At 65.2% G+C, this 13,660-nt stretch carries 15 protein-coding genes, 3 pseudogenes and 1 riboswitch; of the genes and pseudogenes, 10 read left to right on the top strand and 8 right to left on the bottom strand.

Translation table 11 applies throughout. The annotated features are described in order from the left end of the window. The 3 genes from A5724_RS05110 to A5724_RS05100 form a co-directional block, all read left to right on the top strand. The coding region (locus A5724_RS05110; protein ID WP_156752137.1) for an aminotransferase class III-fold pyridoxal phosphate-dependent enzyme at positions 1-606 on the top strand (606 nt) is incomplete at its 5' end. Between the two features lie 162 nt (positions 607-768). Further along, positions 769-1,980 (top strand): D-alanyl-D-alanine carboxypeptidase, encoded by a 1,212-nt coding sequence (locus tag A5724_RS05105; RefSeq protein ID WP_067797239.1) that lies wholly within the window; start codon positions 769-771, stop codon positions 1,978-1,980. Positions 1,981-2,018: 38 nt separating this feature from the next. Then, a riboswitch (guanidine-III (ykkC-III) riboswitch) is annotated at positions 2,019-2,082 on the top strand. Positions 2,083-2,096: 14 nt separating this feature from the next. Further along, entirely contained in the window at positions 2,097-2,411 is a 315-nt protein-coding gene (locus tag A5724_RS05100; RefSeq protein ID WP_067797237.1) for a multidrug efflux SMR transporter, read from the top strand. On the opposite strand, the gene A5724_RS05095 is transcribed toward A5724_RS05100, so the two are convergent. Continuing rightward, positions 2,404-2,823 carry a DoxX family membrane protein gene (locus A5724_RS05095; RefSeq protein ID WP_067797235.1) on the bottom strand — a complete coding sequence of 140 codons (420 nt, stop codon included), beginning with the start codon at positions 2,821-2,823 and terminating at the stop codon, positions 2,404-2,406. The two genes, A5724_RS05100 and A5724_RS05095, sit on opposite strands and share 8 nt — an antisense overlap. A gap of 82 nt (positions 2,824-2,905) precedes the next feature. Between A5724_RS05095 and A5724_RS05090 the strand changes: the two genes are divergently transcribed. Further along, entirely contained in the window at positions 2,906-3,613 is a 708-nt protein-coding gene (locus A5724_RS05090) for a metalloregulator ArsR/SmtB family transcription factor (RefSeq protein ID WP_067797233.1), read from the top strand. Here A5724_RS05090 and yhjD read toward each other — a convergent pair. The 4 genes and pseudogenes from yhjD to A5724_RS34110 all read right to left on the bottom strand — a co-directional run. Next, on the bottom strand, positions 3,610-4,641 hold the full coding sequence (gene yhjD, locus A5724_RS05085) for an inner membrane protein YhjD (protein WP_067797231.1): 1,032 nt from the start codon (positions 4,639-4,641) through the stop codon (positions 3,610-3,612). The genes A5724_RS05090 and yhjD overlap by 4 nt on opposite strands. A 17-nt stretch (positions 4,642-4,658) precedes the next feature. Beyond that, the gene (gene trpS / locus A5724_RS05080; protein WP_067797222.1) at positions 4,659-5,672 is read right to left on the bottom strand and encodes a tryptophan--tRNA ligase; all 1,014 of its coding nucleotides are present in this window, start codon (positions 5,670-5,672) and stop codon (positions 4,659-4,661) included. A 22-nt stretch (positions 5,673-5,694) separates the two neighbouring features. Next, a complete protein-coding gene (locus A5724_RS05075) occupies positions 5,695-7,041 on the bottom strand; it encodes an NAD(P)/FAD-dependent oxidoreductase (RefSeq protein ID WP_067797220.1) in 1,347 nt (448 codons plus the stop codon). A gap of 296 nt (positions 7,042-7,337) precedes the next feature. After that, a pseudogene (locus A5724_RS34110) lies at positions 7,338-7,598 on the bottom strand (endonuclease/exonuclease/phosphatase family protein); the annotation flags it as partial. 51 nt (positions 7,599-7,649) lie between these two features. On the opposite strand from A5724_RS34110, the gene A5724_RS34105 reads away from it, so the two are divergent. The 5 genes from A5724_RS34105 (at position 7,650) to A5724_RS05040 (ending at position 11,057) form a co-directional block, all read left to right on the top strand. Further along, positions 7,650-7,859, top strand: coding sequence for a tyrosine-type recombinase/integrase (locus A5724_RS34105; RefSeq protein WP_232004702.1), 210 nt, complete (start codon positions 7,650-7,652; stop codon positions 7,857-7,859). 437 nt (positions 7,860-8,296) lie between these two features. Continuing rightward, positions 8,297-8,749, top strand: a complete 453-nt coding sequence (locus tag A5724_RS05055; RefSeq protein WP_067797203.1) for a hypothetical protein — start codon at positions 8,297-8,299, stop codon at positions 8,747-8,749. 117 nt (positions 8,750-8,866) lie between these two features. Continuing rightward, the gene (locus A5724_RS05050; protein WP_067797200.1) at positions 8,867-9,742 is read left to right on the top strand and encodes a phage major capsid protein; all 876 of its coding nucleotides are present in this window, start codon (positions 8,867-8,869) and stop codon (positions 9,740-9,742) included. 80 nt (positions 9,743-9,822) lie between these two features. Then, positions 9,823-10,095: a hypothetical protein gene (locus A5724_RS05045; protein WP_067797198.1), complete on the top strand. Its 273-nt coding sequence runs from the start codon at positions 9,823-9,825 to the stop codon at positions 10,093-10,095. Between the two features lie 353 nt (positions 10,096-10,448). Beyond that, on the top strand, positions 10,449-11,057 hold the full coding sequence (locus A5724_RS05040) for a hypothetical protein (RefSeq protein WP_067797195.1): 609 nt from the start codon (positions 10,449-10,451) through the stop codon (positions 11,055-11,057). A gap of 57 nt (positions 11,058-11,114) precedes the next feature. Here the strand turns inward: A5724_RS05040 and A5724_RS35075 are convergent. Together A5724_RS35075 and A5724_RS35070 are read right to left on the bottom strand one after the other, a co-directional pair. After that, positions 11,115-11,291 (bottom strand): annotated as a pseudogene (locus tag A5724_RS35075) (WhiB family transcriptional regulator); the annotation flags it as partial. Between the two features lie 27 nt (positions 11,292-11,318). Further along, positions 11,319-11,540 (bottom strand): annotated as a pseudogene (locus tag A5724_RS35070) (endonuclease/exonuclease/phosphatase family protein); the annotation flags it as partial. A 73-nt stretch (positions 11,541-11,613) separates the two neighbouring features. Between A5724_RS35070 and A5724_RS05030 the strand changes: the two are divergent. Continuing rightward, positions 11,614-12,444, top strand: coding sequence for an alpha/beta fold hydrolase (locus A5724_RS05030; RefSeq protein WP_197518555.1), 831 nt, complete (start codon positions 11,614-11,616; stop codon positions 12,442-12,444). Here A5724_RS05030 and A5724_RS05025 read toward each other — a convergent pair. Then, positions 12,437-13,660 carry an NADP-dependent isocitrate dehydrogenase gene (locus A5724_RS05025; RefSeq protein WP_067797188.1) on the bottom strand — a complete coding sequence of 408 codons (1,224 nt, stop codon included), beginning with the start codon at positions 13,658-13,660 and terminating at the stop codon, positions 12,437-12,439. The genes A5724_RS05030 and A5724_RS05025 overlap by 8 nt on opposite strands.

Raw genomic sequence — 13,660 nt, 5'->3', positions numbered from 1 at the left:
TCCGACGAGGTGATCTGCGCCTACGGCCGCATCGGCTCGATGTTCGCCTGCGACGACTTCGGCTATGTGCCCGACATCATCACGTGCGCAAAGGGTTTGACGTCGGGCTACTCGCCGATCGGCGCGATGATCGCCTCCGACCGGTTGTTCGAGCCGTTCAACGACGGCAAGACCACCTTCGCTCACGGCTACACGTTCGGCGGGCATCCGGTGTCGAGCGCGGTCGCGTTGGCCAACCTCGACATCTTCGAACGCGAAGGCCTCAACAACCACGTCAAGGAAACCGCGCCCGCGTTCCGGGCCACGCTGGAGAAGCTCTACGACCTGCCGATCGTTGGCGACGTCCGCGGCGAGGGCTTCTTCTACGGCATCGAACTCGTCAAGGACAAGACCACCAAGGAGACGTTCAACGACGAGGAGTCCGAGCGCCTGTTGCGTGGCTTCCTCACCCCGGCGCTGTTCGAGGCCGGCTTGTATTGCCGCGCCGACGACCGTGGCGACCCAGTCGTGCAGTTGGCGCCGCCGCTGATCAGCGGGCAGAAGGAATTCGACGCCATCTACGACATCCTGCACGGCGTGCTCAGCGAAGCGGGCCGCCGCCTCTAACCCCGTTCGCCGCGAAACGGCATTCCGGCACGCAAAGTTCGAGTAGAAGCGTGCTGGAATGCCGTTTCGGCGTTTTGGCGAGTCACATCCGCAACTTTGACCTCATAGGCCACAGCGCGCCTCCACGATTTTCGGCGGCGGACCACCTAATCTGCGCACACGATGGCGAACTTTCGAGTCGTGTTTCCGCGCGCCGCAGCGCTGGCGATAGCGCTGTTCATGACGGCAGCTCCGGCGCTGGCAAGCGCCGAACCCGAAGCGGCACCGGTGTGCCCGTACCGGGAGACCACGCCGCCTGCCGTCGACTCCTCCGAGGTGCCGGAGTCGGGTGATCCGCCCGCGCCGCTACCGGTGCCCGCGAAGCCGCTCGGCGGCGATGGGCTCTCCGGTTGCGGCATCATCACCGCCCCCGGCACACCTCCGGTGCCCGACGACATCTCGGCCGAGGCGTGGTTGGTCGCCGACATCGACAGCGGCGACGTCATCGCCGCCCGCGACCCGCACGGCAGGCACCGGCCTGCGAGCATCATCAAGGTGCTGATCGCGATGCAGGCGATCAGGGATCTGCCCATCCACAAAGTGGTGGCAGGCACGCAGGAGGACGCCAACGCCGAAGGCACCAAGGTCGGTGTCGGCGAGAACGGCTTCTACTCGATCAACGACTTGTTGCACGGGCTGCTGATGCACTCCGGCAACGACACCGCGCATGCGCTGGCCATGCAGCTCGGCGGAATGGACGCCGCGGTGAGGAAGATCAACGACCTGGCAGCCAAGCTGGGCGGCCGGGACACGCGCGCCGCAACCCCGTCGGGTCTGGACGGACCCGGCATGAGCACGTCGGCCTACGACATCGGCCTGTTCTACCGATATGCGTGGCACAACCCGATTTTCACCGACATCGTGGCGACCCGCAGCTTCGACTTCCCCGGCCGCGGCGACGCCGGCTACCCGGTGGAGAACGACAACCAGCTGCTCTACCACTACCCCGGCGCGATGGGCGGCAAGACCGGTTACACCGACGACGCGGGCCAGACCTTCGTCGGTGCCGCCAATCACGACGGCCGACGGCTGATGGCGGTGCTGCTCAAGGGAACTCGCCAGCCGATCGCGCCGTGGGAACAGGCGGCGCACCTGCTCGACTACGGATTCGCGACGGCGCCCGGCACCAAAGTGGGCACGCTGATCGAACCCGATCCCTCGTTGCTCGCACCCGAACCGACCGCGGCGGCCAACCCCGCGTCGGCGCAGGCCTCGGCGTCGCTGCCGGATATCGACGCGATGCCGGTGCGGGTCGGGGTCGGCATCGTCGGCGCGATCATCGTCTTCGGCCTCATCCTCGGCGCACGATCGCTGAACCGGCGGCCCCAGCACTAGCGCGCTCACCTGGGCATTCGGCTCATTTGCTACCGTCGGGATCGTCAGCGAGTGACACCGGACGAGGAGCGACGTACCCGGCCAGCGACAAGACGGCGCATGTACGGAGGTGCGCCATGGCGTGGGTGATCTTGATGGCATCGGGTGTTCTGGAAGCGGTGTGGGCGACGGCCCTGAGTCGCTCCAGCGGTTTCACCCGACTCGTTCCCTCCGTGATTTTCGTTGTCGCCCTGTTCTTCTCGATGGCCGGGTTGGCGATCGCGATGCGTAGCCTGCCGCCGGGCACCAGTTATGCGGTGTGGGTGGGTATCGGCGCCGCTCTCACGGTCGGCTACGCGATCCTCACCGGCCACGAGGGCGCCTCGGCGCTCAAGCTCGTGCTGATCACCGGCATCGTCGGCTGCGTGATCGGCCTGAAGGCGATCAGCTGATCCGCCGAGGCGCGCGCTGGCCTTCCGCGAGCCTGCCGAGCGCCAACGCGCCGACCAATAGGCCGAAGTCGCGCAGTGCGACGTCGTAGAAGCCTGGTCCCGTCAGCAGATTGACGATGATCCCGGCCAGCCACAGAGCAACGACGTAGGCGCCGATCCGCGGCGCGACGGCCACCAGAATGCCCGCGACGATCTCGATGACCCCGACGATGTACATCCCGGTCTGGGCGGACCCGGGCAGGATGCCGTCGATCCACGGGGCGAGATATTTCGGCCAGTCGGTCATCACGTTGAAGAACTTGTCCAGCCCGAACAGGATGGGCGCCACCGTGAAGACCGTGCGCAACAGCAGAAATGCCTGGTAGGACGGGTCGGCTAGGCGGGTGCGATCGACATATGCAGAAGTAGCCATGTCTCCATTCCTTTCTAACGGATAATAATTCTCACGTTAGAACTGCCGACTTCTATCGTCAATAGTCTTGTACGTTAGAAGGGTGTCTGGGACCTTCACCGATCGCGACGCCGCGGGCATCGGCGCGCTCTCCGACCCGCTTCGGCGCCGCCTCTATCTGTTTGTGTGCGCCCAACCCGATCCCGTCAGCCGTGAACTCGCGGCCGACCGCCTCGGCCTTGCGCCGCACCAGGTGAAGTTCCACCTTGACCGTCTCGAACGTGACGGATTGCTCGACGCTATCTATGCGCGAGTGAGCGGCCGCAGTGGCCCGGGGGCGGGTCGGCCCGCGAAGCTGTACCGACGCACCGACCGGGAGATCGCCGTCTCTCTTCCCGAACGCCAGTACCAATTGGCAGGCAGGTTGATGGCCGACGCGATCGCCGAGTCGACCGATGCAGGGACCCCAGTCATCGAGGTGCTGCACCGCCTTGCCCACTCCCACGGCCGTCGCCTCGGCGACGCCGCCGTGGGTGATCAGCTTCCGCGAACCGTCACCGCAGCACTTGATCTGGCCGTGCGAACCCTTGCCGAAAACGGTTATGAACCGCGCCGCCAGGACGCTCGAGTCGTGATGGCCAACTGTCCGTTCCACACGCTCGCGCGGGCGCAGACCGAACTCGTCTGCAAGATGAACCACGCCCTGATCGACGGGCTGGCAGGCGCGCTCGGACCGCACGGCCCGATCCCCGAATTGGACCCGGCGCCCGACCGCTGCTGCGTGGTGCTGACCGCGGCACGCAAAGGTTAGTGCCTTCGTAACCGCGAAAACGTCAGCGCCCCAAAGGCTCCCGCAGCCAGTGCGGCCAGCGCGCCGCCCACCCCGAGGCCCTCGCGGAACTGCACTCGCGGAGTGATCTGCGCCGGCGCAGGTGGCTCGATTGGCTCCTCGACCAAGTTTTCGGTCGCCGTCGCCGCCCACGCCGTCGCGAACAAGATGAGCCGCGAGGTGATGTACGCGAACACCATCAGGCCCAGCACCGGGCCGAACGTCGCGCCCGCCGGGCCTGTCACCACCGACCGCAGGTAGATCGACCCCACCTGCTTGAAGATCTCGAACGCAACCGCGGCGAGCAGTGCCGCGCGCAGCGCGCTGCGGAAGCTCACCTTTTCACGCGGCAACCGGGCGATGATCCAGCTGAACAGCAGCCACGAAACCAGGACCGAGACCACCAACGACGCCGCCCGCAGTGCCAGGCTCACGCCTGGAAGGTCCTGTAGCCCAAGCCATTCCAGCACATGCCGCATCACGTCGGAACTGCCGAGCGCAGTCATCGCGATCGTCACCACGATCGCCGCGAACAAACCCGTGATCGCGAGCAGATCAGACAGTTTGGTGCGCAGAAAACCCGGTGGATCCTGGCGCATCAAACCCCACATCTGCGAGAGCGCCTCACGCAGATTCGCCATCCACCCGAGCCCGGCCCACACCGCGGTGGCCAACCCGATGATGCCGACCGAGGTGCGCGAGTCGATGGCCGATTGCATCAACTTCACCAGCTGTTGGCCGGACCCGCCCGACACCGTTGACTTGATCTTGTCCTGGATCTCAGTGAGCAGGTCCGGTTGGCTGGCGAGGACGAAGCCTCCGATCGCGAATCCCACCATCAGCAAAGGGAACAGCGCGAAGACCGTGAAGTAGGTGATGCCCGCCGCGTAGAAGTCGCCCTTGCTGTCCTGATAGCGCTGCTGCGCCCGCATCGCATGGTCGAACCAAGCGTATTTGGCGCGCAGACGATCCAGCATCCCGGGCTTGTCCGGCTCGGCCGGCTCGGCCATTCCGACCTCCCAGAGGGTTACGCGCGTGGCGCTAAGAAACCTAACCGGTCGTATACCCGCTTGAGGGTCTTCGCAGACACGTCGCGAGCACGCTCCGCACCGGCGGCGAGGATCGACTCGAGTTCGGCGGGATCGGCGAGCAGTTCGTCGACGCGCGCCTTGATAGGCGTGACGAACTCGACGACGGCCTCGGCGGTATCGGCCTTCAGGTCGCCGTAGCCGCGGCCGACGTAACCCTCGACGAGCTTGTCGACGTCGGTGCCGGTGACGGCGCTCTGGATGGCGAGCAGGTTGGACACCCCCGGCTTGGCCGCCTGGTCGAACCGGATCTCGCGCTCGCTGTCGGTCACCGCGGAGCGGATCTTCTTGGCCGTCGCCTTCGGCTCGTCGAGCAGGCTGATCAGCCCTGCCTCGGTGGCCGCCGACTTGCTCATCTTCGCCGTCGGATCCTGCAGGTCGTAGATCTTGGCGGTGGCCTTCTGGATCAGCACGTCGGGCACCACGAAGGTGTCGGGGAACCGCGCGTTGAACCGCTGCGCGACGTCGCGCGCCAACTCCAGATGCTGGCGCTGGTCCTCGCCGACCGGAACGAGTTCGGTGTCGTACAGCAGCACGTCGGCGGCCATCAGCACCGGATAGGTGAACAGCCCGACGGTGGTGGCTTCGCTGCCTTCCTTCTGCGACTTGTCTTTGAACTGCGTCATCCGCGATGCCTGCCCGAAGCCGGTGAAACAGCCCAGCGCCCAAGCGAGTTCGGCGTGCGCGGGCACGTGGCTCTGTACGAACACGGTGCTGCGCGCGGGGTCGATGCCAAGCGCCAGGTATTGCGCGGCCGTCACCAGCGTGCGCCGCCGCAACTGCTCGGGGTCCTGCGGGATGGTGATCGCGTGCAGGTCCACCACGCAGAAGAATGCGTCGTAGTCGTCCTGCATGCCGACCCACTGCTTGATCGCGCCTAACGCGTTGCCCAGGTGCAGGGAATCAGACGTGGGCTGGACACCGGAAAAGACGACGGGGCGGGAGTTGCTCATGATGGGTCGATTTTCGCACGCCTCAGCCAACGGATTTGTCGGCGCTCTGCTCCCGGGACTGCTCGAGCGCCCGGCGTGCGAACACCCAGCGCTCGGTGATCGCCATCTGGCCACGGCCCCTGCCTAGGAAGGTGATGAACCACGAGATGACCGCGACGAGCCGGTTGCGCCCACCCACCAGGTAGTAGAGGTGCAGGCCCAGCCACGCGAGCCAGGCCAGGAAGCCGCCGAACTCGAGCTTGCCGATCTGGCACACCGCGGAGAACCGCGACACCGTCGCCATGCTGCCTTTGTCGAAGTACTTGAACGGTTTTCGCGCGGTGGGGTCGTTCCCTTTGAGCCCGGCCTTGATCTGCTTGGTGGCGTACACCGCCCCCTGGATGGCGCCCTGCGCCTGGCCCGGCACGCCGGGCACGCTCATCAAATCGCCGATGACGAACACGTTCGGATGGCCCTTCACCGTCAGGTCCGGTTCGACGACCACCCGGCCCGCGCGGTCGGTTTCGGTGCCGTCGGACTGCTCGGCGATCAGCTTGCCCAGCGGGCTGGCCTGCACACCGGCCGACCAGACCTTGACCGCGCATTCGATGCGGTGCTGCTCGCCGTCCTTGTCCTTGACCGTCAGGCCCATGTAATCGACGTCGGTGACCATCGTGTTCAACTTCACCTCGACGCCCATCTTCTCCAGCCTGCGCTGCGCCTTCAGCCCGAGTTTCGGGCCCATCGGCGGCAGCACCGCGGGCGCGGCCTCGACGAGGATGACCCGCGCCTCGGCCGGGTCGATCGTCCGGAAGGCGCCGGTCAAGGTCCTGTCGGCGAGTTCGGCGATCTGCCCGACGACCTCGACACCGGTCGGGCCCGCGCCGACCACGACGAAGGTCAGCCGGCGCTTGCGTTCCTCCTGCGAGGTGGTCACCTCGGCGGCCTCGAACGCGCCGAGGATGCGGCCGCGCAACTCAAGCGCGTCGTCGACGGTTTTCATGCCGGGCGCGAACGCCTCGAACTGGTCGTTGCCGAAGTACGACTGCTGCGCGCCCGCGGCCACGATCAGGCTGTCGAATTCGATCACCCGCTCCCAGTCGAGCAACTTCGAGGTGACGGTCTTGTTCGCCAGGTCGATGCCCACCACCTCACCGAGCAGCACCTGCGTGTTTTCCTGCTTACGCAAGATGATTCGCGTGGCGGGCGCGATTTCGCCGACCGACAGAATGCCGGTTGCGACCTGGTACAGCAGCGGCTGAAACAGGTGGTGGGTGGTCTTCGCGATCAGCGTGACGTCGACGTCGGCGCGTTTGAGGTGCTTGGCGGCGAACAGCCCGCCGAAACCCGAACCGATGATGACGACGCGATGGCGTCCAGCGGTGGTCATCGACTGACCCTATCTCGCGATTTGTGTGCGTTGGGGTGCGATGACGGGCGTTGTCAAGCTGTATGTCTGTGTCGGAATCGGTGGGCAGGTTGATCCCGACGATGGGGTCGGGCCCAATGATCCGATGCCGCTGTGGCGGTCTGACCGATGGCGCCTGGTCGCCGACCACTCGCTGATGATGAAAATAGCGGCGACGCAAAAGGTTTCGGTATGCCGGCAGAAGGTTGCACAGCCTTGAACCGGACTACGTCTGGCGCAAGCGGAGAGTCGCCCGGCCTCAACTGAGGGAACAGAAATCAGCGATATTCGACGGTCACCGGCGCGTGGTCGGACCACCGCAACGCATATTCCGCCGCCCGCTCCACCCGCGCGGCGCACGCCCGCGCCGCCAGCGTGCGGGTGGCCAGTTGATAGTCGATGCGCCACCCGGCGTCGTTGTCGAACGCCCGGCCCCGCCACGACCACCACGAGTACGGCCCTGCCACATCGGGGTGCAGCACGCGGACCACGTCGACCCAGCCCGCAGCCAAAAGCTCGGTGAGCCATTGCCTTTCGGCGGCCGGCTCAGCACAGATGGGGTTCGCAAACGCGTGAAGGTGCGCGCGGACATGGCGGGTCTGGACCCGGAATCCGTTTACCCGCACCGGTTTCGGCATACCAACGCCCACGATTTCCTGATGGCGGGTGGGCAGGAACGTGATCTGAAACGGTTGATGGGCTGGAAGTCGGACACCATGCTGGAGCGTTACGGGGCCAGTGCCGCCGATCAGCGGGCGCGAGAGGCCGCTAAGCGTCTTCGTCGCGGCGACCGGATCTAGCGCGGCGGGCCATCACACTTTTGTGCGCCATACGGGCATAGTGGGCCTTGCGTAGCGACTGGGCCCGTTGCGGGTCCCCGCCAGCTTCGCGTGGAAATTTCTCCTCCAGCGCCCGCCGAGCTTTCGCCGTGCGGGCAGTGCGGTCTTCGGTGTTAACCCACGACACGTGGGACGCCAGCCGTGCTTGCAGGCTGCGATCCATCTTCAACCTTTCTAGCAATGGGCGCCCGCCGACACACAGAGTCAGACCCAAACCGCCGACGCCGCCCAGAAGCTTTTCGCGGCGGGGATTCTGTCGCGCACCACCACCCTGAAGCGGTTGGGATACACCGACGACGAGGTTGCCGCCGAATTGCGCAACCTCGCCACTGAGGCAACCCATCTCTACCAGCCCCACCCGAGAACATCGCTTAGAAGGCGAATCAGAGGCCCTTTTTATGGACGACAACACCACTGAGAACGTGGAAACCTCCAGCGAGGTGGAGGCCACCGAGGCCGACGCCGCCGCAGAGGTCGACCCTCCGGAGACCGTGAACACCGACGAGGAGAACGCCGACACATTCTCGCGGTCCTACGTGGAGAAACTTCGCGACGAGAACGCCAAGCTTCGCGTACGCGGACAACGGGCCGACGAACTGGCGCACCGGCTGCACACCGAACTAGTGCGGGCAACCGGGCGACTGGCTGATCCGGCAGACCTCGAGTTCGACCCCACCAGGGACGCCGATCTGCTGGATGACCCCGAGGCGCTGAACGCCGCCATTGAAGAGCTACTCCAGCAGAAACCGCACCTGCGGTCCCGCAAGCCCATCGGTGACATCGGGCAGGGTGTTCGCGGCACCGCTAAGGAGCCGGTGAATCTGTTGGGCATCCTCAAGAACTTCGCTTAGCTGTGCTAAGCTATACGTAGGTAGAGGCCGGGTGCCTCCCTATTCTCGACCTTTCGTCCGGGTGGCGAGAAGTCAATCCCCATCTGACTTTTCGTTTCTTTTAGGACGTATTCACTCATGGCCATTAAGGTCACCGGCAGTAATACAACGCTGCTCAAATCTCAGGTAGCGCAGCTACTTGTCCAACCCCTAGAACAGGCCAGCACGTTTCTGGCCGCCGGTCCAACCATCCTGGACTCCAACGACTCCGTACGCGTGCCCCGCATCACCAACGGCGTAACCGCCGGGTTCGTGGCTGAGGGGTCTCAGATTGCCGACGGAGATGTCGGCTTTGACGAGGTGACCCTTCTCCCAAGCACTTTGAAGTCTCTCAAGGTGTTGGCGCGGGTATCGAACGAACTTCTCCGCCAGTCCGTTGTCGGGCTCGACACCGTTCTCCGCCAACGCCTGATCACCGATGTGGCCAACGCGTTGGATGCTGCACTGTGGGACGGCACCGGATCATCCAACACGATTAAGGGCATCCTCCGTGCTACCGGAATCGCCACCGGCACACTCGATCTGACCGATGCAGACTCATTGATCGATGGCATGGCGACCGCTCAGGCCAACCATGTTTCCCGATCCCAATGGGTGATGACCCCAGCGACATTCGCCGCCCTGCGCAAGCTCAAGATCGCCAGCCCCGGCGAGACCTCAGACCAGGACTTCCGGCAATACCTGTTTGACCCCAGCACGATCCAGAACGGCGCCGCTTTCCAAGTGTTCGGTCTGCCGGTCATCATCACCGACAACATTCCCGCCGTCTCCACCAAGAACAGGGTGGCGCTGGTGGACTTCAGCAAGGTTGTCGTCGTGAGGGACGTCGATTCGGAGGTCAAAGTGCTCGACCAAACATGGGGTGATTACGACTCCGTGGGCATCCGCATCGTAACCCGTTATGACACTGCGCTTCTGCAGGCTCACGCCGTCACACTCCTGACCGAGGCCTAAGTGTCCACAGCTTTCCCTTCACCCTGCCGACCACATTCGGTGGCGATTCCGCCGCCGAGTATCTGGCGGGCTACCTGGGAATGGCGAACGCCGACCTCGACCGGCTCCACGCTGTGTTGAGTATCGTCGCCGCGCAGGCGCGCTCCTACACCCGAGGTGTCGGGTGGGACGGGCAGACAGTCGCCGAGGATACCGCCGCCGTGGTGCTGTCAGCGGCAGCGCGGTTGTTGAGCAACCCGAACGGGCTAAAGGCGGAGACGATGGGCGCCCTCACGGTGCAGCACGGCCCGCCGTTCGGATGGTCGCTGGCCGAACTGTACTGCCTAAACCGGTATCGCGAACGCGCCAAGTAGTACTGCCTCCACGCCTATGGAGGTGTAGGTCTTGCCGACAGGTAGCAATCGGGTCGGCAATCAGGCCGTTCGTTGCGCGCTTTGTCCTGGTCAACGGCTGCCCATGTTGCGAGGCGCAAGTAATAGACTGCCCATCCCTGTATGGCTTCTGTGAAGTTCCTTGACGTCGGCGTACCTTTGTGGGCTTCAGCAAGCGCGCCAGCTCGACGCGCCCCCTTGCAGAAAGGATCGGGGGAATGACTCATACTCATGCGCCGCGGATGCGGCGAACGCCGATATCGCCGTCCGCGTCCAATGGTTCACGTCGGCAGGATTCCACGGGAGAGTTTCGGTTCGCGAAGGGGATCGGGCGAGTGGGTGCGCTGGCGGTGATGCTGGGAGTCGGTATGGGCCTGGCCACCTCGCTGGGCGGCGGCATCGCCTCCGCGGACAGGTCGGACTCCGACTCTTCGAGGTCCGAGGGGGCCAGTGGGCCGTCCTCGTCCCACCATGCATGGTCCGGCCACAAAGGGCGTTCGGGTGCGCACAGGCAGGGCAACTCGGATGCCACTGGCTCGGGTGAGGCTTCGGGCTCGGGCAACAAGCCCGCACACCACAACAACACCGTCAAGGCTGCAGACACCACCGGCAGTGACTGTGGCGACAAAGGCAATGTCGACAAGGGCAATGTCGAATCAGCGCCGGTCGCGCCCACACAACGGCAGGTACGCTCCGCTCAGCCAGGTACCGACGCCGCACCGGACTTCCGCGCAGACATCGCCAGCCCGCTCACCGGGGTGATCGGCGGCGATCCCTTCGGCGGCTTCGCGCCCGTCAGCCCGCTGACCGAAGTAGTGCCGACCGGACCAGCGTTCGTGCCGGGATTCCTGCCCAATCCCTTCCTGACACCAGACTTAAACAGCCTTTTATTCAACTTAAACGCGGCCCTTATACAGATCCAACAGGGCGGGTTTGCGGTGTAGAAGTCAGGAGCAGCACGGACGGGGAGTCTCTTCGGAGCGCTGCCGGAACCGGGGTCGCTAAGCCGCGGTGACCCGGGGTCGGCGCGGGCGCTTGGGCCTGCGCAGGTAGCTGCGCCTGGGGGCGCGGCCCTTCCAGATCGCCGAGCGGTCGTTCTCCGAGAGCCCGCCCCACACCCCGTAGATCTCGTACTGGCTCAGCGCCCAGGCCCGGCACTGGGCCAGCACGGCACAGCCGTGGCAGCCCGCGGCGAAGCGTCCGAGATTCGAGCCGCCCAACCCGGGCGGCGCCGACGCCAGATGCCAGCCGTCGGGCAGCGCGGGCGCCAATGCGGCGGCCAGTTGGTCGTCGTCGGCGCGGGTCTCTTGCAGGCACACCACGTCAGCCTTCGTTTCGGCCAGCCACGGCAGCAGACCCAGGTTGGTCTGCGAGCGCTGCTTGATCGCGGCGCGCACACCGTTGACGTTGATGGTCGTGACGATCACGGGGCCAGACCGTACCCGAGGTCGCAGAAGTGCAGCTTGCGATACCGCCGGTATCACCTTTATGGTCGGGCACATGACCGAGCGCGCACCGATCCACCTTGGCTCCGGCGAGCCGATCCTTTTGCTGCATCCGTTCATGATGTCCCAGAACGTGTGGAAAGGCGTCGCCCCACTGATTGCTGACACGGGCTACGAGGTGCTCGCCCCCACCATGCCCGGCCACAACGGCGGCGTGAAGGGCCGGTTCTTCCTGGACACCGCCGAACTGGCCGACGACATGGAACGTCGGATGGACGCCCTGGGCTGGGACACCGCGCACATCGTCGGCAACTCGCTGGGCGGCTGGGTCGCGTTCGAACTGGAGCGCCGCGGCCGCGCGCGCACGCTGACAGGTATCGCGCCCGCGGGCGGGTGGAGCCGCTACACCCCCGCCAAGTTCGAGATCGTGGGCAAGTTCCTGGCCGGCCTTCCGGTGTGGCTGGTCGCGATGGTCCTCGGCCAGCGGTCGCTGCGACTGCCGTATGTCCGCCAGCTCGGCTACGTGCCGATCAGCGCGCGCCCCGACCGCCTCACCGACGAACAGTGGCGCGACATCATCGACGACGTCACCCACTGCCCGGCGTACTACCAGCTGTTGGTGAAGTCCCTGCTGCTGCCGGGTCTGATGGAGCTGGCCGAGGGCAGCACGCCGACGCATCTGGTCATCTGCGAGAAGGACCACGTGCTGCCGCATCCCCGGTTCACCCGGCACTTCACCGCCCACCTGCCCGCCAGCACCGAGATCACCCATCTCGACGACGTCGGGCACATCCCGATGTTCGAAGCGCCGCAACGGATCGCCGATCTGATCGTCGACTTCGTCGACCGCTACGCATCACCGCCGCCGCGCGAGGCGATCAGCTAGCGTCGAGCGCCTTCTTGAAGTCGGCGGCGATGCTGTCGAGAAACTCCTCGCTGGTCTGCCACGGCTGGCCGTCGCCGATCAGCAGCGCCAGGTCCTTGGTCATCTGACCGCCTTCGACGGTGCCGATCACGCTGTGCTCCAACGTGGTTGCGAACTTGATCACATCAGGCGTGTTGTCCAGCTTGCCGCGGTGCGCCAGCCCGCGTGTCCACGCGAAGATCGACGCGATCGGGTTCGTCGACGTGGGCTTGCCCTGCTGGTACTGCCGGTAGTGACGGGTGACGGTGCCATGCGCGGCCTCCGCCTCGACGGTCTTGCCGTCGGGCGTCAACAACACCGACGTCATCAGGCCCAGTGAGCCGTAGCCCTGGGCGACGAGGTCGGACTGCACATCGCCGTCGTAATTCTTGCACGCCCAGACGTACCCGCCCTCCCACTTCAGGCACGACGCGACCATGTCGTCGATCAGGCGATGCTCGTAGGTCAGGCCCTCGGCCTCGAACTCGTCCTTGTACTCCTCGTCGAAGATGCGGGCGAACTCGTCCTTGAACATCCCGTCGTAGCCCTTGAGGATCGTATTCTTGGTCGACAGGTAGACCGGGTATTTCTGTTGCAGCCCATAGTTGAACGACGAGCGGGCGAAGTCCTGGATGGACTTGCGGAAGTTGTACATCCCCATCATCACGCCGCCCCCCTCGGGGATGTGCACGACGTCGTGCACGATCGGCTCACTGCCGTCATCCGGGGTGAAGCTGACGGTGAAGGTGCCGGGTTTGTCGACCTTGAAGTTGTCGGCGCGGTATTGGTCGCCGAACGCGTGCCTGCCGATGACGATCGGCTTGGTCCAGCCCGGCACCAGCCGCGGCACGTTCTCGATGACTATCGGCGCGCGGAAGATGGTGCCGCCCAGGATGTTTCGGATGGTTCCGTTGGGCGAGAGCCACATCTTCTTGAGGTTGAACTCCTTGACGCGGGCCTCGTCGGGCGTGATGGTCGCGCATTTCACGCCGACACCGTGACGCTTGATGGCTTCGGCCGCGTCGATCGTGACCTGGTCGTCGGTCTGATCTCGATGCTCGATGCCGAGGTCGTAGTAGTCGAGATTGACGTCAAGGTGGGGCAGGATGAGCTTGTCCTTGATCATCTTCCAGATGACGCGGGTCATCTCATCCCCGTCGAGTTCCACGACCGTGCCCTCGACCTTGATCTTGGCCAT

This window comes from Mycobacterium sp. ACS1612, assembly GCF_001667505.1.
Classification (GTDB): domain Bacteria; phylum Actinomycetota; class Actinomycetes; order Mycobacteriales; family Mycobacteriaceae; genus Mycobacterium.
Note: the sequence above shows the minus strand (reverse complement) of the source record. Positions and strands in the feature narration are given on the sequence as shown.

Coding starts and splice junctions, on each gene's coding strand:
- A5724_RS05105 (WP_067797239.1), top strand. CDS start 769: ATGGCGAACTTTCGAGTCGTGTTTCCGCGCGCCGCAGCGCTGGCGATA.
- A5724_RS05100 (WP_067797237.1), top strand. CDS start 2,097: ATGGCGTGGGTGATCTTGATGGCATCGGGTGTTCTGGAAGCGGTGTGG.
- A5724_RS05045 (WP_067797198.1), top strand. CDS start 9,823: ATGGCGAACGCCGACCTCGACCGGCTCCACGCTGTGTTGAGTATCGTC.
- yhjD (WP_067797231.1), bottom strand. CDS start 4,641: ATGGCCGAGCCGGCCGAGCCGGACAAGCCCGGGATGCTGGATCGTCTG.
- A5724_RS05030 (WP_197518555.1), top strand. CDS start 11,614: ATGACCGAGCGCGCACCGATCCACCTTGGCTCCGGCGAGCCGATCCTT.
- trpS (WP_067797222.1), bottom strand. CDS start 5,672: ATGAGCAACTCCCGCCCCGTCGTCTTTTCCGGTGTCCAGCCCACGTCT.
- A5724_RS05025 (WP_067797188.1), bottom strand. CDS start 13,660: ATGGCCAAGATCAAGGTCGAGGGCACGGTCGTGGAACTCGACGGGGAT.
- A5724_RS05050 (WP_067797200.1), top strand. CDS start 8,867: ATGGCCATTAAGGTCACCGGCAGTAATACAACGCTGCTCAAATCTCAG.
- A5724_RS05095 (WP_067797235.1), bottom strand. CDS start 2,823: ATGGCTACTTCTGCATATGTCGATCGCACCCGCCTAGCCGACCCGTCC.
- A5724_RS05055 (WP_067797203.1), top strand. CDS start 8,297: ATGGACGACAACACCACTGAGAACGTGGAAACCTCCAGCGAGGTGGAG.
- A5724_RS34105 (WP_232004702.1), top strand. CDS start 7,650: ATGGCGGGTCTGGACCCGGAATCCGTTTACCCGCACCGGTTTCGGCAT.
- A5724_RS05075 (WP_067797220.1), bottom strand. CDS start 7,041: ATGACCACCGCTGGACGCCATCGCGTCGTCATCATCGGTTCGGGTTTC.